The sequence below is a fragment of the Psychrobacter sp. P2G3 genome, from assembly GCF_001593285.1.
Taxonomy (GTDB): domain Bacteria; phylum Pseudomonadota; class Gammaproteobacteria; order Pseudomonadales; family Moraxellaceae; genus Psychrobacter.
The window spans coordinates 1,773,832-1,796,766 of sequence record NZ_CP012529.1 but is presented as its reverse complement, the minus strand read 5'-3'; the positions used below and the strand labels follow the sequence as shown (position 1 = coordinate 1,796,766).

The window sequence follows — 22,935 nt, the reverse complement described above, 5'->3', positions numbered from 1 at the left end:
GACGTAATCTCAATTTTGTTTTTAGTCTTAAAAGCAGCAACGAAAATGATTTGCGTGTGTGATAAATCTTATGGCTAATCGCGGTGCAAACAATGTAATTTCACTATCATATAAGTTTACGCCTTTAAACATAAATTCCTTTAAGTCATATCCATATCCAAACACAGCATAAATTTTCATAAAGAAAGTTAGGTAGCCTATGTTTATCAAATTTATTACTACTTATTTCATCCCTACCTATAAAGGCTCTAAATCAATATGACATCTACAGCCCATAATCAACAATCATCAAAACTTGTTCCGCCGCACGGTAGCAGCGATCTTAAGCCGTTACTATTAACAGGTGATGCTCGCAAGCAAGCGTTGAAACTTGCCAGCACCTTACCGACGATTACTCTGAGCTCACGTGAGCGTGGCGATTTGATTATGTTGGGTATTGGCGGTTTTACCCCATTGAATGGTTTTATGAACCAAGCGGATTGGCAAGGAGTCGTTGATAACATGCGTCTGCAAAGTGGTGATAATACTGGCTTGTTTTGGCCGATTCCCATCACTTTGTCAGCGCCTAAAGCGACTGCCGACAGCCTAAACCAAGGTGATAAAGTCGCGTTAGTCGCCCAAGATGGTGAGATTATGGGCATCTTGACGGTAGAAGAGACTTATACCATCGATAAAGAACATGAGTGTCAGCAAGTCTTTACCACCACTGATAGCGAACATCCGGGCGTACAGCAAGTACTAAACCAAGGTGAAGTAAACATTGCAGGTAGCGTCGAAGTGCTAAGCGAAGGCGAGTTCCCAACCTTATATCCAGAGATTTATAAAACCCCTGCTGAGACACGTGAGATTTTGGACGCTAAAGGGTGGAAAACAGTCGCCGCCTTCCAAACGCGTAATCCAATGCACCGCTCACACGAATACCTTGCCAAGATTGCCATTGAAATCTGCGATGGAGTGTTGATTCATTCATTGCTAGGGGCATTAAAGCCAGGTGATATCCCAGCTGACGTGCGTCAAGAAGCCATCAAAACCTTGATTGATAATTACTTTAGACAAGATACTGTTATTCAGGCAGGCTATCCGCTCGATATGCGTTATGCCGGACCACGTGAGGCGCTATTGCATGCCGTATTCCGTCAAAATTATGGTTGTAGCCATCTGATTGTTGGACGTGACCATGCCGGTGTTGGTGATTATTATGGTGCGTTTGACGCGCAAACTATCTTTGAATATGTCGGTAAAGACGATCTCATTACTCAACCGCTAAAAATTGGCTGGACGTTTTGGTGTAATGCTTGTAATGCCATGGCTTCAGATAAAACGTGCCCGCATGAAGCATCTGAGCATGTCAAAGTATCAGGTACCAAGCTGCGTAAAGCGCTATCAGAAGATGAGGAAGTACCAGAGAACTTTAGCCGTCCTGAGGTGCTAGAGATTTTACGCAATTACTATGCGGGTATCGCAAAAGAGGAACGTGCTGAGGTCAAATTGACTGGTGCATCTGCGGTATAGGTAGTATTTTTATCGTTGATAAAATTGCAAAATAAAAAAGATACAGCGAGACTGGGATAAATTTTTTGCAGCCTCTGTCTGCGCAGGCACAGCACGCAAGAAAAATTTGTACCAGTCTAGCGAATTCATGCAGTGTATCTATTTTATTTAGTATCGACTATATATAAAAAAGAGTGTGTATAAAAAAGGTGGTAGACCCAAAATCTACCACTTTTTTTATGCATGATTTTTTTATACCTGAAGACCAAACATTTAAAAATAATGCGTTTAGGTTAGCTCTAAATTACTCGAAAGCTTCTTATAGTCGCCAACTAGCGTACCGCCACCAGAACAAAATTGATTCAGTGCGTACTTATCTTGACTATCAATAGTTAGCTGACCATCTTTAAATTGAAAAAAAGCCATACTGTCATTAACGGTCGTTTGAAAGATAACGCCGTGCGCTTTATCTTGACCCATCAAAGTCGCCTGACCATCAAAATGGCAGGTTGGTTTTTTAACATCGCTACGAGCGCGTACTTTGATATTAATCTGGTCGCTGTCATCTGCCCGTACCATAACTCCCACCCAATCATTACCTTGCGCCCGTTTGTCATAACCTGAAGAAGCATAATCACCAACGACCTTTTGTACAGCAGGCGTTTGAATAACGGTAGCACTCTTCGCTACGCGTTCAGCATGTGCATCATTACTGTAGCTACAACCCGTTACGGTAGCGAAGGCAGTGGTAGCAAAAAACAGTGCTGCAACAGAAAATAATGAGCGCTGGCGTTGGTAGTTAATCATAGAGGGGACTCCTTGGTATTAATAGATGGTAGACGACATATGGTAGGCCGTGACTGTGCGCTTAATAGTTTGCGCTTGATAATTAGAGTATGCCACAGTCTATAACAGAACTCTCTCATTGCCTTATAGGATAAACGTTACGTAAACTTACCTACTATAGAACCGTTAAACCGCTTACTTATGCCAAGTTCATCACTCGATAAGCCTAATTGTCACTAAGCGCTCAACAAACAAGCTGCTAGCATAGCTTCAATCCTCACATAATTCTTATCTATATCTGCTCCACTTAATACTTTAATAAAAATAAACCTTCATTCAATTCTCCAATTCTGCAGAGAACTACCATGCAACTGATTACCGAAACTATCAACACCTTATCGTCTCGTAGCAAACATAATGTCACGCGCGCTCAGAAAAATATGCTGCCGCGTACTTTAATGATAGGTAGCGTATTTACAGCGCTGATATTAATGACAGGCTGTAGCCCGACACAGGCGACTCAAAACGATGCAGAAAAATCAGCAGGCGATGCGAAAAACATTAGCCTTTTGAATGTCTCTTATGATGTGTCACGCGATTTTTATAAAGAATACAATACGCTATTTAGTAGTGCTTATCAGGTTAAACATCCAAACAGTAAAGTGAACATCAACCAGTCGCACGGTGGCTCCAGCAAACAAGCGCTATCTGTCGCTAATGGCTTACAAGCGGATGTGGTGACCCTAAACCAAGCGACTGACATGAATTTACTGGTCGAAAAAGGCTTGGTGGGCACTAATTGGCAGCAAGCATTACCAAACAATGCCGTCCCTTATACCAGTACCATGGTGTTATTGGTGCGCGATGGTAATCCAAAAAATATTCAAGATTGGCAAGATCTAGCGCGTAATGATGTTGATGTAGTAATGCCAAACCCAAAAACAAGTGGTACCGCTCGCTATGCCTTTTTAGGAGCATATGGCTATGGACTGCATCAATTTAAAGAAAGCGTACAAAGTCCAGCTAAGACTGATGACTTTATTAAAAAGGTACTGGCAAACGTGGTTACTTATGACAATGGCGCACGTGCCGCAACGACCAGCTTTACCCAGCGCGGGCTAGGGGATGTACTGATTACTACGGAAAATGAGGCGCATTTAGTCACCAAAAAATACGCTAAAGGGCAGACTGAGCTTATTTATCCAAGCTACTCTATTACCATCAATAATCCAGTCGCTGTGGTCAATACCGTTACTGAAAAAAATGGTAATGCAGATGCAGCAAACACTTACCTAAAAGGTTTATGGGATAAGCCTGCACAGGAATTAATGGCGCAGATGTATCTACGTCCCAGTGATAAAGCCGTCCTCTCCGCGCATAAAGATACCCTACCTGATATCAATACTTTTGAGCCAATAGCCGTCTTTGGGTCATGGGAGCAAATTATGGATAAATTCTTTGTCGATGGCGGAGTTTTTGATCAGTTGGCACGGGCAGAGCAGTAAGCCTCACCATTATAAAACAGTTATAAAGTGTCATATGAATAGCCAGCTGGAGAATTATTGCGCTCCATATTTATAAAATGTGCAGCGTGCCTGCTAGCATATGAAACCTAAGTAATTGATAGCTTTGGCTTTATAGTTATCTATCACAGCAAGTCCTAATAATTAAAATATTTGTGGATTTACTAGATGCGTATGTTATTCCATTTTGGCAATAACATACGCATATTAGTCATTAAACATAATAAGCTGGCACTGTTAGCATACTTGCATTACATAACAAACATCTTTGAGGCATTTATGACATCTTACGCGGCAGGCTATCAACATAAAAATAAAGCGCTTAGCGTCTTAAGTATCGCAGGCGTTGCCCTCACACTTGGAATCGCTGGCTGTAGTAATAATGAGCAGGCAGACACTACTACTAATGCTGATGGCACCGCAGCGACCACAGAGGGTCAGGATATTGAGCTGCTAAACGTCTCTTATGATGTAGCACGTGATTTTTATAAAGGCTATAACCCGTTGTTCGTTGAGCATTATAAAGCTGAAAATCCAAACAGTAATATCCTAATTAAGCAGTCACATGGTGGCTCAAGTAAACAGGCATTGTCTGTTGCCAACGGTCTGCAAGCAGATGTCGCTACTATGAACCAAGGCTCAGATATCGAGCTGCTTGAGAAAAAAGGCTTGGTTGAAGCAGATTGGGAAAGCAAATTCCCTGATAACGCCGTACCTTTTACCAGCACCATCGTATTCTTAGTACGTAAAGACAATCCCAAAGGCATTAATGATTGGGAAGATTTAACCAAAGACGGCGTTGAGATTGTCATGGCCAACCCAAAAGTGACCGGTAATGGCCGCTATGCATTTTTAGGGGCTTATGGTTATGGTTTACATGCCTTTAATAATGAAGAGACTCCTGCCAAAAATTACGTAAAAGACATGCTTAAGAATGTCAAAGTCTACGAGAATGGCGGACGTGCAGCGACGACGACTTTCGTACAGCGCGGTATCGGCGATGTCTTGGTAACCTTTGAAAACGAAGCTAACCTTGCCGCTACTGACTTTGGTGCTGGTCAAGTTGATATCGTTTATCCCAAATACTCTATCAAATCAGAAAGCCCTGTTGCGATCGTTAAGTCTGTTACTGACAAAAAAGGCACGACTGACGCGGCAAAAGCATATCTTGATTATTTATGGAGCGAGCCAGCTCAGCAATTGGCCGCAGACCTCTATTTACGTCCTAGTGTGAAAAGCGTCCTTGATAAAAACGGTGACAAATTACCACCAGTTGAAACTTTCCGCCCTAACGATGCATTTGGCACATGGGATGAGATCATGGGTACTTACTTCAGCGATGGTGGGGTATTCGATCAGCTAGCCATTAATGCGCCACAGTAGCTAGCTAGTACGGCATTGTAAAAAACTGCTACTTAGCTAAAAAGTATGACTTAGAAAGTACAGTAGCTTCTAACAAAGCAATTCGTCGATTAGCGTTCAATCATATAAAGGACATGGCCGCCCGCGCTATGTCCTTTATACCGTAAGCAGACTAATAATAGATTCGATATAACGTGGTCGTTACGATAAGTGCCATTGCTAAGTACTGTCACTAAGTACTATCGCTAAGTACTATTAGTTAGACAATAGGACATCAATATGAGTGCAAAAACACCTTCTGCCAGTAAACCCCTTAATAAAAAAGGTTGGCTGACACGTTTGCGTCAACGCAATGTGCTGCCAGGTTTTGGTCTGAGCATGGGCATTACCGTCTTTAGCTTATCACTATTGGTGGTACTTCCATTTGCAATGATGGCTTATACTACGACACAAATGGGCTGGACTGGGTTTTGGGAGACTATTACTCAGCCACAAGTAACTGCTGCCATTAAGCTGAGCCTATGGATGTCCTTCTTGGCGATGTTGACCAATATGGTATTTGGTACGCTAGTTGCGTGGGTGTTGGTACGTTATGAATTTTGGGGCAAGTCAATGATTAATGCCTTAGTAGATTTGCCATTTGCACTACCGACCGCAGTGACAGGTATTTCTCTTGCTACTCTTTATGCACCTAATGGTCTAATTGGTCAATGGTTTGAGAAGTTCGACATACAGGTAGCTTTTACACCTATAGGTATTTGGCTCGCCTTAGTCGTGGTTAGTTTTCCGTTTATTGTCCGTGCCGTGCAGCCAGTATTAGCAGAGTTGTCAGTTGAATTTGAAGAGGCTGCTGCGGTATTAGGCGCGAATCGCTTTACTACCTTTCGCAAAGTTATTTTACCAGAACTGCTACCGGCACTACTGATGGGTGCAGGTATGATGTTTGCTCGTGCTACTGGTGAGTATGGTTCGGTGATTTTTATCGCGGGTAATATTCCAATGCAATCTGAGATTTTACCGCTTATTATTATCAGTAAGCTTGAGCAATTTGATATTCAAGGCGCTTCGGCAGTGGCATTATTTATGCTGTTGATTTCATTTGTGATTTTATTGACCATTAATATCGTACAGTGGAAACTGTCGCGCCGTGTAGGAGCTCGCTAAGATGCAAATAGCTAATAGTTATGATTATCAAAGCAATCCTGCAACCAAAGATACTCCATGGATACGACGTACCTTTATCGCTATTGCCGTCTTGTTCATGGTGATCATGCTGGTCGTGCCACTACTAGCTGTATTTTATGAAGCTTTCAAGGATGGCTGGCAGTTGTATATAGCATCGCTTGTCGATCCAGAAGCCTTACAAGCTATTAAGCTCACGCTAATTACTGCTGGTATCGTATTACCAATCAATATGGTGATGGGCATCGCAATTGCATGGTTAGTCACCCGTTATCAATTTAAAGGTAAGCAGCTGGTCACCACTTTGCTTGATTTACCTTTTTCAGTGTCACCGGTCGTTGCAGGTTTGATGTTTGTATTGCTATTCGGACTCAATTCTACCGTTGGTGGCTGGCTTGAGAGTATGGGCTTTCAGGTCATTTATGCTGTTCCTGGTATTGTATTAGCGACATTATTTGTCACTTTTCCATTCGTGGCACGTGAGCTGATACCGCTGATGCAAACGCAAGGCGACTCTGAGGAGCAAGCAGCGCTTACATTGGGCGCCACTGGCTGGCAGACTTTTTGGCATGTAACATTACCAAATATCAAATGGGCATTGCTTTATGGTTTGATTTTGACTAATGCCCGAGCAATGGGCGAGTTTGGTGCTGTGAGTGTGGTATCGGGTCATATTCGCGGTGAGACCAATACTATGCCGCTATTGGTTGAGGTTGCTTATAACGATTATAACTTCACTGCCGCCTTTGCGTTATCAAGCTTACTTGCTGCACTTGCTTTAGTGACGCTGCTGATACAACAAGTGATGACTAAGCTACAGGAGCGTAAATTTGCCAAGTCCGAAAGGTTGGTTAGCGCGCCTGAACTACCGGTTAGTGCCAATGCGACTGTGATAAGTAGTGTCGACAACAACAAAGCCTAATATAAAAAGAATCATAAAAGAGATACAGATATGAGCATCGAGATTCGTAACGTTAATAAAAATTTTGGTAACTTTACCGCTTTAGACAACATTAATATCACTGTACCGACTGGTAAGCTGACTACTTTGCTTGGTCCGTCAGGCTGCGGTAAAACGACCTTACTGCGTATTATCGCGGGTCTTGAATATGCGGACTCGGGACAAATATTATTTGATGAGCTGGATGTGACTAATACGCCTGTGCAAAAACGCCATATTGGTTTTATGTTTCAACACTATGCGCTATTTCGACACAAAAATATCGCTGACAATATAGCATTTGGACTGACTTTATTGCCAAAGAACGAACGACCTAGTAAGGCCGATATCAATAAGCGCGTCGCAGAGCTATTAGACTTGGTGCAATTGCCACAACTGGCAAATGCCTATCCGCACCAGTTATCAGGCGGTCAGCGTCAGAGGATTGCGCTGGCACGGGCACTTGCAGTAAAGCCTAAATTATTATTACTTGACGAGCCGTTTGGTGCGCTTGATGCCAAGGTACGTAAAGAGCTACGTACTTGGCTAAAAGATATTCATCACGATTTGGGTATTACTAGCATCATGGTGACTCATGATCAAGAAGAAGCACGTGCAGTGTCAGATGAGATTGTGGTAATGAATCATGGTCATGTAGAGCAGGTAGGGACATCAGAAGAGCTAATCCATCATCCAGCTAATGCCTTTGTTAGTGATTTCTTAGATTTGGTGTAATCAGACGTATTACTCAAACATAAAAAGAGACCTGCATTAAATTAATGTAGGTCTCTTTTTATGCGCAAAGAATAGTATAAAGCTAAGCTGTTAACTAATTTCTGGCTGGTTCATCAGAGTCTTGTAAGTAATCTCTAAAATATCTTGGCACCATTCTGGTAAGTCATCTGCTACCTCATACCACATCCATGTACCTTCGCGCGAACAGCTAAGAATTCCCAGCTTCTTTAAATGATTCAGGTGACGCGATACGGTCGGTTGCGGCTGGTCAAGCAAATCTACCAATTCACATACGCAACGTGACTCTTTGTTAAATAGAATCTGAAACAACTTCAAACGAGTCGGATCAGATAGTACTTTAAATAAGTCAAGAGGCTGCATAGCAAAAGTATTGTCAGACATAGAGTATATTCCAAATATATTGTCACGCTTACTTATGAATTTTAATCATCCTAATAAGAGAACAGTTAAGTAGTTAGTAAAATAGATAATCCATTATCTAATAGCACCTGATAACTTATTATCTAATCAATTCAGTAAAAAGCATTCATCCAGTAAACAAGACAAAGCGTAGTTTCGTTAATGTTATTTCGTTAATTTTGTAGGGACGACCTTTGTGGCTTTCAGCCAATAATTGTCCTATTGAGCCACTGTCGAACATCTGCTATTTGTTCACATATCTACACAAATATAATATAATAAGTAGACAATAAAAAACATTATAACAACTGAAATCAATAATAACACAATAAATACATCAAGTTATATAAAAATATTCTTTATTCATCCGTTTGTCGCCATTTTAACACCGTTTATCACAAATATATGCATATTTACGGATATATAAATATATTCTTTTATATTATGATCTTTGCGAACTTGTTTTTTTGTATTAAAAATAGATAGGTTAATATCTTTAAGTTAAGCACATAAGACTGACAATTATTGCAACAATCATTGTAAATGGTAATAGTTATCGTTATTATAAAGAGTATCAACCAGTTATAAAGATAGGAGCAACTAAATGTACGTATGTATCTGTAACGATGTAAAAGAGAAGCAAATTCAAGCAGCTATTGCTTCAGGAATCGATACCCTTGAGGGTTTGAAAGATTCCCTTGATGTTGCTACTTGTTGTGGATGCTGTGAACCTATGGTCAATGACTATCTAAACGAGCATCATGCTAAGCTTGAATTACTGGCTTATGCAGTTTAAATATTGCAATTGTCATGCCATAAATGAATATAGCATGTGTTTGGTTAGTGATAGTTATATTGAAGAAATCTCGCATTTATACAATATAAGAGGTATATGAATGGTGATTTTTCCATGATTTGTAGTAGTTCCTATGATGAATAGCAACCTTTTTACTCAACTTTCTTTCCTTATCTAATAATTAAATAAGTCTATTTAATTATTATTCTCAACTGGCATTTTATTCTTAGTTCACAACGTTACAAGTCACGTTTTGCGTGTATGCTACTATATCTGTAAGACATTGTCAGAAGCCCCTTAAATATAAATATTACTAAGTAGTTCAAAAAAACTATCATTATTGTGTTAAAAGTGTGGGTTTAAGGTAAGTAAAAAGCTATATAAGTTTAAAAATAGGAGTAGATGTTATGATAGGCAGCCAAAAAGTTATTGATTATTTAAATTTTTTATTAGGCGGTGAGTTGGCCGCTCGTGACCAATATTTTATTCATTCAGAGATGTATGCTGAATGGCATTATGGCAAGCTGTATGAGCGTATTCATCATGAGATGGAAGATGAAACTCTGCATGCACAAGCGATTATTCGCCGTATCTTAATGCTGAGCGGGACACCGAAAATGTCTGTTGATAATATCCACATCGGTCAGACGGTGCCAGAAATGCTGCAGTTTGATCTTGATTTAGAGTATCAAGTTCAAGAGCATCTCAAAAATGGTATTGCTATGTGTGAAGAAGAGCGTGATTACGTCACTCGCGATATGCTGGTTGAGCAACTCAAGGATACTGAGGAAGATCATGCGCATTGGCTAGAGCAGCAGTTACGTCTCATCGATATGATTAGTCTACCAAATTACCTCCAGAGTCAAATGGCCGAAGTATCACCCAATCTTGCCTAATTATAATAAAACTGATAGTTAGTCAACAACGAAGATTGATTCTATAAGCGATATAAAAGGGAGAGAGATTATGAAAGGTGATAAAGAGGTTATTCGCTCATTAAATAAGGTGCTTGGTCAATCACTTATCGCGATCAATCAGTATTTCTTGCATGCTCGTGTAGCACGTCATTGGGGGCTTGAAGCGCTAAACGATGCATTTTATAAGCAGTCAATTGCTGAGATGAAGTGGTCGGATGATTTGATTGCACGAATTTTGTTGTTAGGTGGATTACCAAATCTACAAGATTTGGGCAAAATCCTTATTGGCGAAGACGTACCAGAGATTATTGACTGTAATCTACGTTTAGAAAAGCAAAAATTTGACATCATTACTGATGCTATTGCACTATGCGAGACGCATCGCGATTACGTGTCACGCCAGTTATTAGTAACGCTCAAAGAGGGCAACGAAGAATATGAGGATTGGCTCGAGACCCAAGAAGACTTAATTAAAGCGGTTGGTGTGCAAAACTATATCCAGTCACAAATGGATGACGATGCAACACCTTAGAGCGCTATAGGGTCAGAAAATGCATTAAAACAAACCTGCCTTTAAACTAAGAAGCTAGATGCATTTGATTGTGCCAGTTTAATCAAACTTGCCAGCATATTTTTTATAAAGTATGTTGGCTTTTTTGTGTTTAGAGGATTATCACGTTTTGATCTGACTCTGCTGTAACGAGTCTATTCTTAATATAAGCCTCGACCATCTTCAAATTTGAGTCGTAAAAAATACAACCCTGAAAGTATCGTTAGAATCCCTAGCACCCAGTAAGTCGTCTGAAATGCCATCAAGATATCAAGCTCTAACCGCTCTCTTAATAAATTGAGAACTGCTGCCCCAAAGGCAATGCCAAAACTGATTGCCAATTGCTGGTTTACTGCCATGAGACTATTGCCGCTACTAGTCTGCGCACCCTGTAAATCACCAATCGTAATAGTATTCATGGCACTAAATTGCATTGAATTACTTGCACCCATTAGTGTCAAAACCGGTATAAACCATGGCCACTGTGATGAGTCGCTGAACTGCGCCAAGATGATAATTAGCGTGCCCATTAAGAAGGTATTGTAAACCAATACAGTACGGTAGCTATAACGCTGAATGATTTTACTGACCCATGGCTTGATACCTATCGCACCAACTGCGATAGGCGCAAGCAACCATCCTGCCTGTGAAGGAGAATATTCAAACACTACTTGTAGCAGCAGAGGTAGTAAAAATGGTACAGCGCTGATACCGAGGCGCGTGAACAAGTTACCAGTAATACCAATACGAAAGGTGCGGATGCTAAACAAGCTCAAAGGAAATATCGGTGACTCTTTACGTTTCGCATGCCAAATATAGGCACCTATCAGTAGGGTTGAGACTAGAGCCATCAGTAAACCATAGAGCCCACGATCGGTTTGTGATCCAAACTCGACAGCAAGTGTAAACCCGCATGCTGCTGCAGCAAACAATAAAAAACCTGTCCAATCTAGACGTTTGGTATCTTCAAAGAGTGCAGGTACAAGCTTTTTGGCTAATACAAAGCCGACCATGCCCATAGGAATGTTAATCAAAAATATCCAGTGCCAGCTAGCGTATTGTACTATGTAACCACCCAGTAGTGGTCCGACTAAGGGCGCTACTAACGCGGGTATGACAGCAAAGTTCATTACCGTCAATAGCTTATTACGTGGATAGGATTTGACTAAAATTAAGCGAGCAACCGGGGTCATCATTGCACCGCCGATACCTTGTACAATTCGAGATCCAATCAAAACGTCTAAAGTAGGCGAGGCCGCACACAATAGCGAGCCGATACAAAAAATGATAATGGCCGATAAGAATATTCGACGCGTCCCATATTTGTCCGCTAAGAAGCCACTGATAGGGATAAAGATAGCTAGAGTAAGCGCATAACTGATAACGGCCCATTGCATTTTTAGAGGCGATTCACCCAGCGCTTGGGCCATTTGCGGCAATGAAGTATTTAAGATGGTAGCGTCTAAGATTTGCATGAATAACGCTACTGCCAGTACATACGGTAGGTATTTCTCTTGCGTCGGGGTCAGCGTTACCATGTCAATCTCATTAGATATCCCAGTATAAAATAAGCAAAATGATTTGTTTGCAACCAGTTCGCTATGCAAGCCGAGTAGTATAAGAAAGAGCAGATGATAATAAAAGTGATTCAAGGTAACGGTTTATCATTAGCCAACTCATAAAACCTAATGACTATAAGCGTGTAAATAGTGCCGTTTAAAGCAAGATGTTGCTTACAAGAGAGAGCTTTAATATAGAGGCTAGTTCCCGCTATAGTAAAGCTTCACTAGCTACTTAAGCAAAAAATATAAGTAAGCAACGTTAGTAAAAGTATGATAATGCTATAAATATGAGTCGATAAATACAAACTAAGGACATGTTATGAGTCAAGATAATAATAAATCTAGCAATCATTCTAATAAGCAAAACGATAAATATGTACCGCCAAAAGTTTGGGTGCAGGATAAAGACAACGGTGGTAAGTTTGCTAGCACTAATCGCCCGACAGCAGGCGTGCGTCATGAACAAAACCTACCAGTGGGTAATGCACCGTTCCAGCTGTACTCATTAAATACGCCAAATGGTGTCAAAGTAAATATAATCTTAGAAGAGTTGGCTGAGCTTAATATAAAGGGTGCCGAATATGATGCCTATAAGATTGATATCTCTGCAGGTGATCAGTTTGGCTCTGACTTTGTCGCTATGAACCCCAACTCCAAAATACCAGCCTTGGTTGATCATTCTAATAACGATGCTGGCGAGCCTATCGCTATTTTTGAGTCCGGGGCTATTTTAATGTACTTAGCCGAAAAGTTTGGCAAATTTGTGCCAATGGAACAAGGAGCAGCGCGGGCAGAATGTCTTTCTTGGGTAATGTGGCAAATGGGTAGTGCGCCTTTCTTAGGTGGCGGCTTTGGACATTTTTATGCTTATGCTCCCGAACCAATGGAGTACCCAATCAACCGTTATACGATGGAGACCAAACGTCAGCTTGACGTACTTGATAGCCATTTAAAAAACCGAGTATATATGTGCGGCAATGACGAAAAAGATTACAACATAGCAGACATGCTTATTTGGTCTTGGTACGGCCAGCTCGTATTAGGCAAACTCTATGATGCTGCTGAGTTTTTACAAGTCGATAGCTATCCACATGTGCAACGTTGGGCAAAATTAATTGCTGAACGCCCTGCAGTGAAAAGGGCTGTCGACTTACCATTACAACCAATTTCTTGAATTCATGGCAATTTTTTAACGTGTATTTTATTTGATTAGAATTTTCTTAATAGCTTTTTGCGATAGCTATTTATAATAAAAGTTGAAAGGCTGTTTAGCATTGCGCTAAGCAGCCATTTTTATGGAGATCATTCAAACTAAATGTCATAGCCGTTTGAAAGTTGTTTGCTTGTTTATTTACATAATGATACATTAGTACAACAGACAGAAACGTCGATGGGTTAAGATGACGAGTCGCTGTAGTCATTAGGATTCAGTGTTTATATTTCCTCTATTGATGAGTGAGAGTTATGAAAGGTTTACATAATGAGCCTAGGCAGTCATCTATGTCTGCGGGCAATAGTAGTGCTAAGTTTAATAACAACAACAATAAACTGGCTTGGATGCTTGATATTTCTCGTGATAAAGCGATAAACAGCACATCTTTAAAAAGTATTTTTGCTAAAAATAAAATAGTATTGTCGGCATTCGTAGCCGCTAGCGCCATCGCAATAAGTCCAATAAGTAGCGCCACTGAACTAACTCATCAGGATTGGCAAGTGGCGTGTGACAATACGCGCACTTGTCGGCTGGCAGGCTACCAAGCTGAAAACAACAGCGATTTCCCTGTGTCTGTATTATTAGTTCGTCGTGCTGGCAGTGATGCCAACGTAGTTGGGAAAATCAAACTTGGCGGTGCTAAAGAGAGCTCTACGAAAGCCTTGCTACAGCTGGGTAGTCGTCATCGTATGTCACTGTTTATTGATGATAAAGACTTGGGGGAAACCAAGCCATTCTCAACGGTAGCTGGCGATGCGGACTTAACTTCGACACAGGTTGCAGCTCTGCTTGAAGCATTAACCAAGTCTAGTAAGATTGAGCTTGTAATGCGTAATTCGCGCTGGGAGTTGTCTGACAAAGGTGCAACGGCTGTCATGCTAAAAGCAGATGAAGCACAAGGGCGAGTGGGAACATCAAGTGCCTTTATTAGCGCCGATGGTGCTAGCAAATCTAATAGTAGCGTATTAGCACCTAAAGCAGCACCGCAGCTTCGCTTAGTCGTGCCAAATGCAAAAGCCACCTCAAACAGTAAGAAAAAATTTAGCATGAAAACATCACAGCTGTCAGCGTTGATGAAAGATACGATACCAGACGTGAATACTGATTGCCCAAATTTGATGGATAAGTCTTCTTGGCGTATCAACCGTTTAAATGGATCACAGCTGCTAGTACAGCATAACTGCTGGATGGGTGCCTACAATGCAGGAACTGGGATGTGGGTAATAAACGACACCAAACCTTATAATCCGGTGTTGGTGACTACCGAGGCGACCAACTATGATAGTGGTAAAATAAGTTCAGTTCAAAAAGGACGCGGTATTGGTGACTGTTTATACAAAACTGACTGGATATGGACAGGTAAAAGTTTTGTAAAAAGCCATGAAAGTAGCACAGGAATGTGTCGCATGATTGAAATAGGCGGTGCATGGCAGCTACCAACCTATGTATCTGAAGTAAATAAATCACGATAGCTTAATTTTATAGGTTCAAAGTTTTATAGGTTCAAAAACTTATTTTTGACCTACAGATACTGTTCTTTTGATAAAAAACTAAAAAATAAGTACTGATAGCGGATTCATTATGCTATACTGCGTCGCCACGTTAGCTTAGACTTTCGTGAATTATGAGATTGATAACATCGCCTGCGATTTTGGGTCTAGGATTGACCGTAAGTAATTGTTGCCGATGATTTTGTGTACTTAAATAACATTTAATAGAAAGATCAGTTATTTTTGACTCATATCTTATCTACTGAATCATAAATATGGTTTAGATTGGTTGTTATTCGCCTTTATCTGCTTTGGACAAAGCAATGATAATGCGCTGATATCAAACAAGGATAAGACACTCGGCACTACCACCAAAATACGTCAGACAGCACGAACGCATTTATTGTAGAGGCTCTAAGTTTTAATGACTTGGCTTCTGATTATCGACACTTTTATGTGGTCCGGTAATTCTTTAATAAAGGCAGCGTGGTGAACGGTTATCAGTGGTATGCATCAAGCTTGCTGAATTTACAGCAACTTATACTTACCAAGGATTCTCATGACTGATATCTTATCTGCAATCGCCGCTGAAAACGGCATCATCGAAAACACTGATACCCCAAATATTGATAATAACAATCAAGCGGCTACTACTGACGCGACTGATGAAGATCAAGTAACCTTTACTGACCTTAATATTGCCAAGCCGATTTTGACCGCGCTTGATCGCAGTGGTTATACCAACCCAACACCTATTCAAGCACAAGCCATTCCTTTTGCTCTAGCAGGTCGCGACTTATTATTGTCAGCGCAAACTGGTAGTGGTAAAACAGCGGCATTCGTTATTCCAGTACTTGATCGTTTAAGCCGTGCGACTAGCTTTGACAAATTAACTAAAGCCCTTATCCTAACGCCAACGCGTGAACTTGCTCAGCAAGTACATGACAGCGTCCGTACGTACTCTAAAGACATGCGCGGCTTATTCTGTGTGCCATTAGTAGGCGGTGCACCGTACAATGGTCAGATCACTGCTTTGAAAAAAGGCGTTCAAGTAATTGTTGCGACTCCTGGTCGTTTACTTGACCATATCAATGCTGGTCGCGTTGATTTATCAAGCCTTGAAGTATTAGTACTTGATGAAGCTGACCGTATGCTAGACATGGGTTTTGCTGATGATATCAACGATATCTTAAAAGCTGCTCCTGACAATCGCCAAACCATCATGTGTTCAGCGACTTGGGATGGCCCAGTAGGTAAAATTGCTGCTAGCTTCACTAAAAACCCTGAGCGTGTTTCAATCAAAGTTGAATCAGCTCATATCGAAGAAAACGTGTATTACTGTGATGATTTTGATCACAAAAATCGTTTGCTTGATAAAATCGTTTGCCAGCCTGAAATGGAACAAATCATTATCTTTGCGGCAACCAAACGTAGCACTGAAAAATTAGCCAAATCTCTACAAGAGCAAGGCCATAAAGCCAGCTTCTTACATGGTGACTTGCCACAAAGCAAACGTAACCGTATCGTTCAAGACTTACGTAATGGTAAATGTAAAATCTTAGTAGCAACTGACGTTGCTGCTCGTGGTCTTGACGTGCCAGCCCTATCACACGTGATCAACTACGACTTACCACGTCAAACAGAAGATTACGTGCATCGTATCGGTCGTTGTGGTCGTGCCGGTCGTACGGGTGTTGCTATCAGCTTATGTAGCATGGATGATCGTCCACAGCTAAACGCTATCAACCGTTATTTAGATCGTAAAATGGAAGTATCAGTTATCGAAGGCATGGAGCCTAAGAAAACTTATGTTCCTAGCGAAAACAAAGGTAATGGTCGTGGCCGTGGTCGCGGACGCTCTAACGGCGGCGGTGGTCAAGGCCAAGGTCGTGGTCGTTCAGGTGGTGGCTATGCTGGTAAGTCTAGCGGTGGTGGTCAAGGCCGTGGTCGCTCAAGCGATAGCGCACCGACTGGTCAACGCGCAAGCAATGACAGCGGTTATCAAGGTAAGCCACGTGATTCATCTGGTAAGCCAAATGAGCGTTCAGGTGGCAAGCCATATCAAGGTAAACGTACTGGTGGTCCTAGCCGTGGTGATAGCACTGGTGTTCCACGCGGTGAGCGTGCAGCAACTGGTCGCGGTCGTCCAAGTGGCAGCCAAGGTCGCCCAGCAGGTCGTTCTGATAGCCGTGGTCAAGGTCGTCCGAACAGTGGCAACCGTGGTAACACTTCATCATAAGAGTGCGTTTAGCTGCTATAGCAACTCTACTGGGTTTGATTTAACAGCGTAAAACAACGTTATTTATAGAATATCAAAAAGCCAGATACTCGTTATCTGGCTTTTTTGTGTTCGTCTGGTTTTACTTATTTATAATATTATATTAAGGCGTCCTATTATCACCAGACTTGCTGAGTCGGTAATCAAGTTTGGCACGGCTAATATTCAGCAAGCGGGCGGCTTTAGAGACATTACCCTCGCATTGATTCAAAGCTGCATGAATAAGCTTATCGTTGAAATTTTCTAAATCGAAACCTTCATGGAATAAGGTTTCAAGCGCCTCATTAACCCTGCTGTCATCAGCGAGCTGTAAGCTACCACTATCGGCAGATATTTTGAGTTTTTGTGAGTTTTGTTTATGTCTGTCTTGTATATTAGATAATAATAAATCAGCTGCATCGATTAAGTGGTGATCTTCATTAAGAATGACTGCACGCTCAGTGACGTTTTGGAGCTCACGAACGTTGCCCGGCCATGTGTGTAGATTGAGGTATTCACGCGCCTGATCGGTAAAACCTTGAATGTTCTTGTTGTACATTGCGGCATATTTTTGCAAAAAGAATTTGGCTAATAACAAAATGTCTTGCTTACGCTCGCGTAGGGGCGGGATATGAATGGGAAAAGTACTTAAACGATAATATAAGTCTTGGCGAAACCTACCTTGAGTAACCGCTGTCTGTAAATCTTCATTAGTTGCCACAATCACTCGGACATCAACTGAGATGTTAATATGACTACCTACACGATTGAGCACACCTTCTTGCAACACCCTTAATAAAGCTGCCTGCGCCCGATGAGAAAGCTCAACCACCTCGTCTAAAAATAGTGTCCCTGAACTTGCCACTTCAATCTTACCTTGCCGAGTTTGCACAGCGCCAGTAAATGCGCCTTTTTCAACTCCGAAGAGCTCAGATTCGACGAGATCTGTAGGAATGCTAGCACAGTTTATGGCGATAAATGGGTTTTCATTGCGATCACTGGCTTCGTGGAGCGCTTGGGCAAAAACTTCTTTACCAACGCCAGTTTCTCCTTGTAATAATACCGTCGCTTTAGTCTTAGCTACCTTTCTTGTCAACGCGGTCGCTTTCTTAAAAGAGGGTGACTCACCAATGGCAGAAAAAAAACCTTCAGGCTTTATTCGTGTATTAGGGTTTTGTCTTTTAACTTCATCAAAATTACTTCGACGCTCAAACAACTCAGTGTTTAGACGCTCAGTATTAAAAAACTTTTGCAAATCAGTATCTTCTTCCCATTCTTCTAATGGTCTACCTTCTATACGGCAATGATCAAACCCCATCGCTGCGCATTGCACTTCTTTAAAAGCGATCTGCCGTCCGAAAAAATAGCTGGTATAACCGCTAGCATAACCAAGCGAGCTAAAACATACGGGCGTCTCTGATAGACCATTGAACTTTTTATGATAAGCCACTTCAAATGAGTTATACCAATCAAAGCTTGCAAAAAATTTACCACTATCAAAATCGACAGTCATCTCATCAGGGACGACTTTTACCATGCCACGAATGGTGTGCAATTGTGGTCCAGAGAGGAAGACTTCTTTCCAGCTACCATCTGGGCGTAGTTTTTTACTGATTTCAGCATCTTCCACGCCAGCAAAGTACCCATAACGAAAAAAAAGCCGCTGTGTGATATCAGAGCCAAGCGTCAGGTTCAGCTCTTCGCGCAGACGCCATAATGCATGGGCATGATTGAGTAGCATACGTTGACCACCAAACCATATTTTGCCTGCATGCACATCGAATTCGAGATGGGTTAATAAGTCTTCAATGCTTTTAGAGAAATCCTGTTCTTTTACGCTTTGTTGTTCATTTTTCTCCAACGGCTCAAGTAGAGAATGGCTATGTGACCTATGTGATATAGGCGAGGGGGTGAGAATGTTGGGGTTTTCAGAGGTTTGATAATTATTACTATGAGAGTGCTTTGACATGTCAGACGCAATCCTTGCCAGTGGCTGGGTGATGTCTATCCTTAGACGAATATTCGTTGCTATTTATAATCACACATATACTCAAATCACGCAATTACCTTAATCCAAATATATTGCTTGCTCTGCAATCAGATGCATTACAACCCTGCGTAGTTAGCGAAATGACTTCATTATTTCATGAAAACCAAGAATAAATTTTCAGCAAATGCTGAATTAATGATGATAAGAAAAACGTTTTTAAATAGACAATATCTGAAAATAAAAATTAAATACCTTTGAATTCAGTAACTTAAATAATAAAAATAATGATTGGCATGCAACTTGTAGTGTCTAAATTAGCAATGAAAGGTCTTTAAAATAATTGCTTTAACTGATCATAGTAGTAAATAACTTTAATAGTAAATCACTTGAACACAATGGCAGGACGCCAAATAAGGAATTTAGGATGAATTCACACACCCCTCAATCAAATCCCCCTTCTTTTAATGATCTCCCTAAGTATGTTCGGGTCAGAAGTGCACCGGATGCCAAATTTGTCATGTTTGACTTCGCGATTGGAGATTCGAGTTTGTTCGTTGAACTGGTGCTACCTCCCGCAAGTTTTGCAGCATTTTGTGTCAACAATAATGTCATCACCATGACAGTTGAACAAATGCATTTCAATGATGAAGAGGAGGACAAATGGCGTTATGGCACCAAGTCTACGTTAGTAGGTAATAACCATTCTGAAGCTAGAAGCTCCTAGTCATAATGGCAATAACCATCACCCCAATTACCCGTATGATTCTATTTATATTTATTAAGGATAACTGAATATGTCTTTAGAAATCAAAACCTCCAGCCTTGAACCCATTCGTCATACCTTTGCTAATATCTCTCGGAGATTTGGTGAGAAGCCTGCTACTCGTTATCAAGAAGCGACTTATGACGCTCAGGGGACCACAAACTTTCATTATAAGCCCCTTTGGAATCCTGATAAGACTCTGAATGACAAAACTTACTCTGTCATTCAAATGACGGATTGGTATGACTTAAAAGATCCACGCCAGTTTTATTATGGGGCTTATGTTCAAAACCGTGCCCGCCTGCAAGATACAGCAGAAAGCAATTATAAATTTTTTGAAAAACGCGATCTTTTGAACAATCTAAGTGAAGAAGTGCTAGAAACCGTTACGTTTGGTTTGATACCGCTACGCCACGTTGAGCAAACGGCCAATCTAAACTTTATGTACGGCGCAGCTTATGGTTATGGTACTGCTATTACCCAAGCTTGTTTATATGCAGGTATGGACAGACTAGGTATGGCGCAATATTTATCGCGAATTGGGCTGTTAATCGATGGCAACTCTAGCGATTCATTGCAGCAAGGCAAAGCGTATTGGATGAACGATGCGGCGTGGCAAGGTGTTCGTGCGCTTTGTGAGAATACATTAGTGGTAAAAGATTGGTTTGAGCTGTTTATTGCGCAGTCTCTTGTTATGGATACCGTTATTCATGTCGTCCATTATCAGCACTTGGATAATTGGTTAGTCGAGCATAATGGCCGCGATATCGCGATGCTTACTGAGTTTATGCAAGATTGCTTCAAAGACCTAACAGGCTGGAGTAATAGTGTTATCAAAATCATCGTGGCTGAGAGTGAAGATAATAAGGCGCACTGCCAGCAATGGCTGGATAAATGGTTGGATAAAGTATTAGTAGCGTATCAGCCTTTGATTGAGAAGCTGTTCGGTGCAGAGCAAGCGGTAATTGTGGTAGCAGATATTCAAGCCCAATTGGCCAAACGCTGTAAGACCGTAGGGTTAAGTACTGTAACAGCAGCATAAATTTATCTAAATACACTAAGTTATATTTCATCATTTAAGGAACTGTTATGTCAAAAGTATATCTAGCGCTGCAAGACAACGATATGTCACGCTATATCGTCCAAGCAGTAGAAGAAGACAACCCGAAAGTCACTGTCATTTACCAGCCAGCTATGATTCGTATGGAGTGTGAGAACGAGCTAGTTGTTAACCGCGCGACAGTCGAAGAAAAACTTGGTCGTGAGTGGGAAATTCAAGAGTTACAGTTAAGCTTAGTGACATTAGGCGGTAATGTCGAAGAAGAAGAAGACTCGCTGACCTTAAGTTGGCATCAGTAATACCTAAAATCAAAATATTATCAAGGATTGATAATCCCGTATCTAATAAGGAGCAGACCATGACTACTACTAAAAACACCAAAAAGCTCAACCTAAAAGAGAAATACCGTCTCTTAACCCGTGATCTTGACTGGGACTTTTCATACGAAGACAGAAAAGAAGCTTTTCCTCACGAAGATTTTGAAGGTATAAAAATTACAGACTGGTCAAAATGGGAAGATCCTTTCCGTTTGACGATGGATACTTATTGGAAGTATCAAGCTGAAAAGGAAAAAAAGCTATATGCTATTTTTGATGCTTTTTCTCAAAACAACGGTCAAATGAATATCTCAGATCCTCGCTATTTGAATGCCATCAAGCTATTTTTGACAGCCGTTACGCCACTAGAGTATCAAGCATACCAAGGCTACGCTAACGTTGGTCGTCAGTTTAGTGGTATTGGTGCACGTATCGCCTGTCAAATGCAGTCTATTGATGAGCTACGTCATGTCCAAACTCAGATTCATGCCATGAGCCATTTTAATAAGTACTTTAACGGTTTCCAAGACTGGAGTCATATGCATGACCGTGTCTGGTATCTATCTGTTCCCAAGTCGTTTTTTGAAGATGCGCGCTCAGCAGGGCCTTTTGAGTTTTTACTTGCGATTTCGTTCTCGTTTGAATACGTACTCACTAATTTACTGTTTGTACCTTTTATGTCTGGAGCTGCGCACAACGGCGACATGGCAACGGTGACTTTTGGTTTTAGTGCTCAATCAGATGAAGCACGTCATATGACGCTTGGACTTGAAATCATCAAGTTTTTACTTGAGCAGCACGAAGATAACCTTCCTATCGTGCAAAAGTGGATTGATAAGTGGTTTTGGCGTGGCACGCGTCTACTGTCCATCGTTGGCATGATGATGGATTATATGCTGCCAAACAAAGTTATGTCATGGAAAGAGGCTTGGGAGGTCTACTTTGAAGATGCTGGCGGGGCGTTATTCGATGATTTAGCTCGCTACGGTATCCGCCCACCAAAATATGTCGAAGTGATTGAAAAGGAAAAAGAACACATATCGCATCAGGCTTGGTGGATATTTTATAACTTTGGTCATGCTTCTGGATTCCATACTTGGATCCCAACCGATGAAGAGCTTAATTGGCTCAGTGAAAAATATCCAGATACTTTTGACAAGTATTATCGCCCTCGTTGGGAGCTGGCCAAAAAACTTGAAGCAGAAGGCAAACGCTTTTATAGCAAAGGCTTGCCGCAGTTATGTCAGATTTGCCAAGTGCCAATGACCTTTACGGAGATGAATGATGATCCAGGTCAGTTCAGTTATCGCAGTACTGTCTATAACGACGAGCGTTACCACATGTGTTCAGACGGCTGTCAAGATATTTTCAATGATGAACCTGAAAAATACGTACAGGCATGGCTACCCGTACATCAAATCTTGCAAGGCAACTGCGGTGGCCCAGAGCTAGACGATATTCTCACTGAATACTATCGCATGAATATCGGTGCCGACAATATGGATTTTAAAGGTTCTGTTGATGAAGCTAACTGGAAAAAATGGAAAGGTGTGGCTTAATTTAACTAAAAAATATTGATAA

20 protein-coding genes are annotated in these 22,935 nt (G+C 41.2%); 16 read left to right on the top strand and 4 right to left on the bottom strand.

Annotated elements, in window-relative coordinates; all coding sequences use genetic code 11:
- The first annotated feature begins 258 nt into the window (after positions 1-258).
- Positions 259-1,512, top strand: coding sequence for a sulfate adenylyltransferase (gene sat, locus AK823_RS07400; protein ID WP_068327866.1), 1,254 nt, complete (start codon positions 259-261; stop codon positions 1,510-1,512).
- 267 nt (positions 1,513-1,779) lie between these two features.
- Here sat and AK823_RS07395 read toward each other — a convergent pair whose 3' ends face one another.
- A complete protein-coding gene (locus AK823_RS07395) occupies positions 1,780-2,298 on the bottom strand; it encodes a hypothetical protein (RefSeq protein ID WP_068035927.1) in 519 nt (172 codons plus the stop codon).
- Positions 2,299-2,642: 344 nt separating this feature from the next.
- Here AK823_RS07395 and AK823_RS07390 point away from each other — a divergent pair, with 344 nt between their 5' ends.
- The 5 genes from AK823_RS07390 to cysA all read left to right on the top strand — a co-directional run bounded on the left by AK823_RS07390 (position 2,643) and on the right by cysA (position 8,019).
- A complete protein-coding gene (locus AK823_RS07390; protein WP_082785669.1) occupies positions 2,643-3,782 on the top strand; it encodes a sulfate ABC transporter substrate-binding protein in 1,140 nt (379 codons plus the stop codon).
- A 297-nt stretch (positions 3,783-4,079) separates the two neighbouring features.
- Positions 4,080-5,183 carry a sulfate ABC transporter substrate-binding protein gene (locus tag AK823_RS07385; protein WP_068039166.1) on the top strand — a complete coding sequence of 368 codons (1,104 nt, stop codon included), beginning with the start codon at positions 4,080-4,082 and terminating at the stop codon, positions 5,181-5,183.
- A gap of 258 nt (positions 5,184-5,441) precedes the next feature.
- Positions 5,442-6,326 (top strand): sulfate ABC transporter permease subunit CysT, encoded by an 885-nt coding sequence (gene cysT, locus AK823_RS07380; RefSeq protein WP_068035926.1) that lies wholly within the window; start codon positions 5,442-5,444, stop codon positions 6,324-6,326.
- Between the two features lies 1 nt (position 6,327).
- Entirely contained in the window at positions 6,328-7,266 is a 939-nt protein-coding gene (gene cysW / locus AK823_RS07375) for a sulfate ABC transporter permease subunit CysW (RefSeq protein ID WP_068327864.1), read from the top strand.
- A gap of 30 nt (positions 7,267-7,296) precedes the next feature.
- Positions 7,297-8,019, top strand: a complete 723-nt coding sequence (gene cysA / locus AK823_RS07370) for a sulfate ABC transporter ATP-binding protein (RefSeq protein ID WP_082785668.1) — start codon at positions 7,297-7,299, stop codon at positions 8,017-8,019.
- Between the two features lie 90 nt (positions 8,020-8,109).
- On the opposite strand, the gene AK823_RS07365 is transcribed toward cysA, so the two are convergent.
- Positions 8,110-8,421 carry a metalloregulator ArsR/SmtB family transcription factor gene (locus AK823_RS07365; protein WP_068035920.1) on the bottom strand — a complete coding sequence of 104 codons (312 nt, stop codon included), beginning with the start codon at positions 8,419-8,421 and terminating at the stop codon, positions 8,110-8,112.
- A gap of 622 nt (positions 8,422-9,043) precedes the next feature.
- Here AK823_RS07365 and AK823_RS07360 point away from each other — a divergent pair.
- The 3 genes from AK823_RS07360 (at position 9,044) to bfr (AK823_RS07350) (ending at position 10,684) form a co-directional block, all read left to right on the top strand.
- Entirely contained in the window at positions 9,044-9,235 is a 192-nt protein-coding gene (locus tag AK823_RS07360) for a (2Fe-2S)-binding protein (protein WP_068035918.1), read from the top strand.
- A 407-nt stretch (positions 9,236-9,642) separates the two neighbouring features.
- Positions 9,643-10,131 (top strand): bacterioferritin, encoded by a 489-nt coding sequence (gene bfr / locus AK823_RS07355; protein ID WP_068327861.1) that lies wholly within the window; start codon positions 9,643-9,645, stop codon positions 10,129-10,131.
- Between the two features lie 70 nt (positions 10,132-10,201).
- A complete protein-coding gene (gene bfr, locus AK823_RS07350; RefSeq protein WP_068327858.1) occupies positions 10,202-10,684 on the top strand; it encodes a bacterioferritin in 483 nt (160 codons plus the stop codon).
- A gap of 179 nt (positions 10,685-10,863) precedes the next feature.
- Here the strand turns inward: bfr (AK823_RS07350) and AK823_RS07345 are convergent, their stop codons facing one another.
- Positions 10,864-12,240: a DHA2 family efflux MFS transporter permease subunit gene (locus AK823_RS07345; protein ID WP_068327856.1), complete on the bottom strand. Its 1,377-nt coding sequence runs from the start codon at positions 12,238-12,240 to the stop codon at positions 10,864-10,866.
- Positions 12,241-12,583: 343 nt separating this feature from the next.
- Between AK823_RS07345 and yghU the strand changes: the two genes are divergently transcribed.
- The 3 genes from yghU (at position 12,584) to AK823_RS07330 (ending at position 17,206) form a co-directional block, all read left to right on the top strand.
- The gene (gene yghU / locus AK823_RS07340) at positions 12,584-13,438 is read left to right on the top strand and encodes a glutathione-dependent disulfide-bond oxidoreductase (RefSeq protein ID WP_068327854.1); all 855 of its coding nucleotides are present in this window, start codon (positions 12,584-12,586) and stop codon (positions 13,436-13,438) included.
- A gap of 290 nt (positions 13,439-13,728) precedes the next feature.
- Positions 13,729-14,949: a DUF1176 domain-containing protein gene (locus AK823_RS07335; protein WP_068327851.1), complete on the top strand. Its 1,221-nt coding sequence runs from the start codon at positions 13,729-13,731 to the stop codon at positions 14,947-14,949.
- A gap of 577 nt (positions 14,950-15,526) precedes the next feature.
- Positions 15,527-17,206: a DEAD/DEAH box helicase gene (locus tag AK823_RS07330; protein ID WP_068035907.1), complete on the top strand. Its 1,680-nt coding sequence runs from the start codon at positions 15,527-15,529 to the stop codon at positions 17,204-17,206.
- A 142-nt stretch (positions 17,207-17,348) separates the two neighbouring features.
- On the opposite strand, the gene AK823_RS07325 is transcribed toward AK823_RS07330, so the two are convergent.
- Positions 17,349-19,193: a sigma-54-dependent Fis family transcriptional regulator gene (locus AK823_RS07325; protein WP_082785667.1), complete on the bottom strand. Its 1,845-nt coding sequence runs from the start codon at positions 19,191-19,193 to the stop codon at positions 17,349-17,351.
- Between the two features lie 445 nt (positions 19,194-19,638).
- On the opposite strand from AK823_RS07325, the gene AK823_RS07320 reads away from it, so the two are divergent.
- The 4 genes from AK823_RS07320 to AK823_RS07305 all read left to right on the top strand — a co-directional run bounded on the left by AK823_RS07320 (position 19,639) and on the right by AK823_RS07305 (position 22,913).
- A complete protein-coding gene (locus AK823_RS07320; protein ID WP_068327849.1) occupies positions 19,639-19,938 on the top strand; it encodes a phenol hydroxylase subunit in 300 nt (99 codons plus the stop codon).
- 70 nt (positions 19,939-20,008) lie between these two features.
- Positions 20,009-21,019: an aromatic/alkene monooxygenase hydroxylase subunit beta gene (locus AK823_RS07315; RefSeq protein ID WP_068327847.1), complete on the top strand. Its 1,011-nt coding sequence runs from the start codon at positions 20,009-20,011 to the stop codon at positions 21,017-21,019.
- Between the two features lie 47 nt (positions 21,020-21,066).
- Positions 21,067-21,336, top strand: coding sequence for an MmoB/DmpM family protein (locus tag AK823_RS07310; RefSeq protein ID WP_068035900.1), 270 nt, complete (start codon positions 21,067-21,069; stop codon positions 21,334-21,336).
- Positions 21,337-21,395: 59 nt separating this feature from the next.
- Positions 21,396-22,913, top strand: coding sequence for an aromatic/alkene/methane monooxygenase hydroxylase/oxygenase subunit alpha (locus tag AK823_RS07305; protein WP_068327845.1), 1,518 nt, complete (start codon positions 21,396-21,398; stop codon positions 22,911-22,913).
- The last annotated feature ends 22 nt before the right edge of the window (positions 22,914-22,935 follow it).

What these genes read in the sequence shown, in the direction of transcription:
- AK823_RS07330 (WP_068035907.1), top strand. Translation starts at nt 15,527, where the DNA reads ATGACTGATATCTTATCTGCAATCGCCGCTGAAAACGGCATCATCGAA.
- cysW (WP_068327864.1), top strand. Translation starts at nt 6,328, where the DNA reads ATGCAAATAGCTAATAGTTATGATTATCAAAGCAATCCTGCAACCAAA.
- AK823_RS07305 (WP_068327845.1), top strand. Translation starts at nt 21,396, where the DNA reads ATGACTACTACTAAAAACACCAAAAAGCTCAACCTAAAAGAGAAATAC.
- bfr (WP_068327858.1), top strand. Translation starts at nt 10,202, where the DNA reads ATGAAAGGTGATAAAGAGGTTATTCGCTCATTAAATAAGGTGCTTGGT.
- sat (WP_068327866.1), top strand. Translation starts at nt 259, where the DNA reads ATGACATCTACAGCCCATAATCAACAATCATCAAAACTTGTTCCGCCG.
- yghU (WP_068327854.1), top strand. Translation starts at nt 12,584, where the DNA reads ATGAGTCAAGATAATAATAAATCTAGCAATCATTCTAATAAGCAAAAC.
- AK823_RS07395 (WP_068035927.1), bottom strand. Translation starts at nt 2,298, where the DNA reads ATGATTAACTACCAACGCCAGCGCTCATTATTTTCTGTTGCAGCACTG.
- cysA (WP_082785668.1), top strand. Translation starts at nt 7,297, where the DNA reads ATGAGCATCGAGATTCGTAACGTTAATAAAAATTTTGGTAACTTTACC.
- AK823_RS07335 (WP_068327851.1), top strand. Translation starts at nt 13,729, where the DNA reads ATGAAAGGTTTACATAATGAGCCTAGGCAGTCATCTATGTCTGCGGGC.
- AK823_RS07360 (WP_068035918.1), top strand. Translation starts at nt 9,044, where the DNA reads ATGTACGTATGTATCTGTAACGATGTAAAAGAGAAGCAAATTCAAGCA.
- AK823_RS07345 (WP_068327856.1), bottom strand. Translation starts at nt 12,240, where the DNA reads ATGGTAACGCTGACCCCGACGCAAGAGAAATACCTACCGTATGTACTG.
- cysT (WP_068035926.1), top strand. Translation starts at nt 5,442, where the DNA reads ATGAGTGCAAAAACACCTTCTGCCAGTAAACCCCTTAATAAAAAAGGT.
- bfr (WP_068327861.1), top strand. Translation starts at nt 9,643, where the DNA reads ATGATAGGCAGCCAAAAAGTTATTGATTATTTAAATTTTTTATTAGGC.
- AK823_RS07315 (WP_068327847.1), top strand. Translation starts at nt 20,009, where the DNA reads ATGTCTTTAGAAATCAAAACCTCCAGCCTTGAACCCATTCGTCATACC.
- AK823_RS07320 (WP_068327849.1), top strand. Translation starts at nt 19,639, where the DNA reads ATGAATTCACACACCCCTCAATCAAATCCCCCTTCTTTTAATGATCTC.
- AK823_RS07365 (WP_068035920.1), bottom strand. Translation starts at nt 8,421, where the DNA reads ATGTCTGACAATACTTTTGCTATGCAGCCTCTTGACTTATTTAAAGTA.
- AK823_RS07390 (WP_082785669.1), top strand. Translation starts at nt 2,643, where the DNA reads ATGCAACTGATTACCGAAACTATCAACACCTTATCGTCTCGTAGCAAA.
- AK823_RS07310 (WP_068035900.1), top strand. Translation starts at nt 21,067, where the DNA reads ATGTCAAAAGTATATCTAGCGCTGCAAGACAACGATATGTCACGCTAT.
- AK823_RS07325 (WP_082785667.1), bottom strand. Translation starts at nt 19,193, where the DNA reads ATGTCAAAGCACTCTCATAGTAATAATTATCAAACCTCTGAAAACCCC.
- AK823_RS07385 (WP_068039166.1), top strand. Translation starts at nt 4,080, where the DNA reads ATGACATCTTACGCGGCAGGCTATCAACATAAAAATAAAGCGCTTAGC.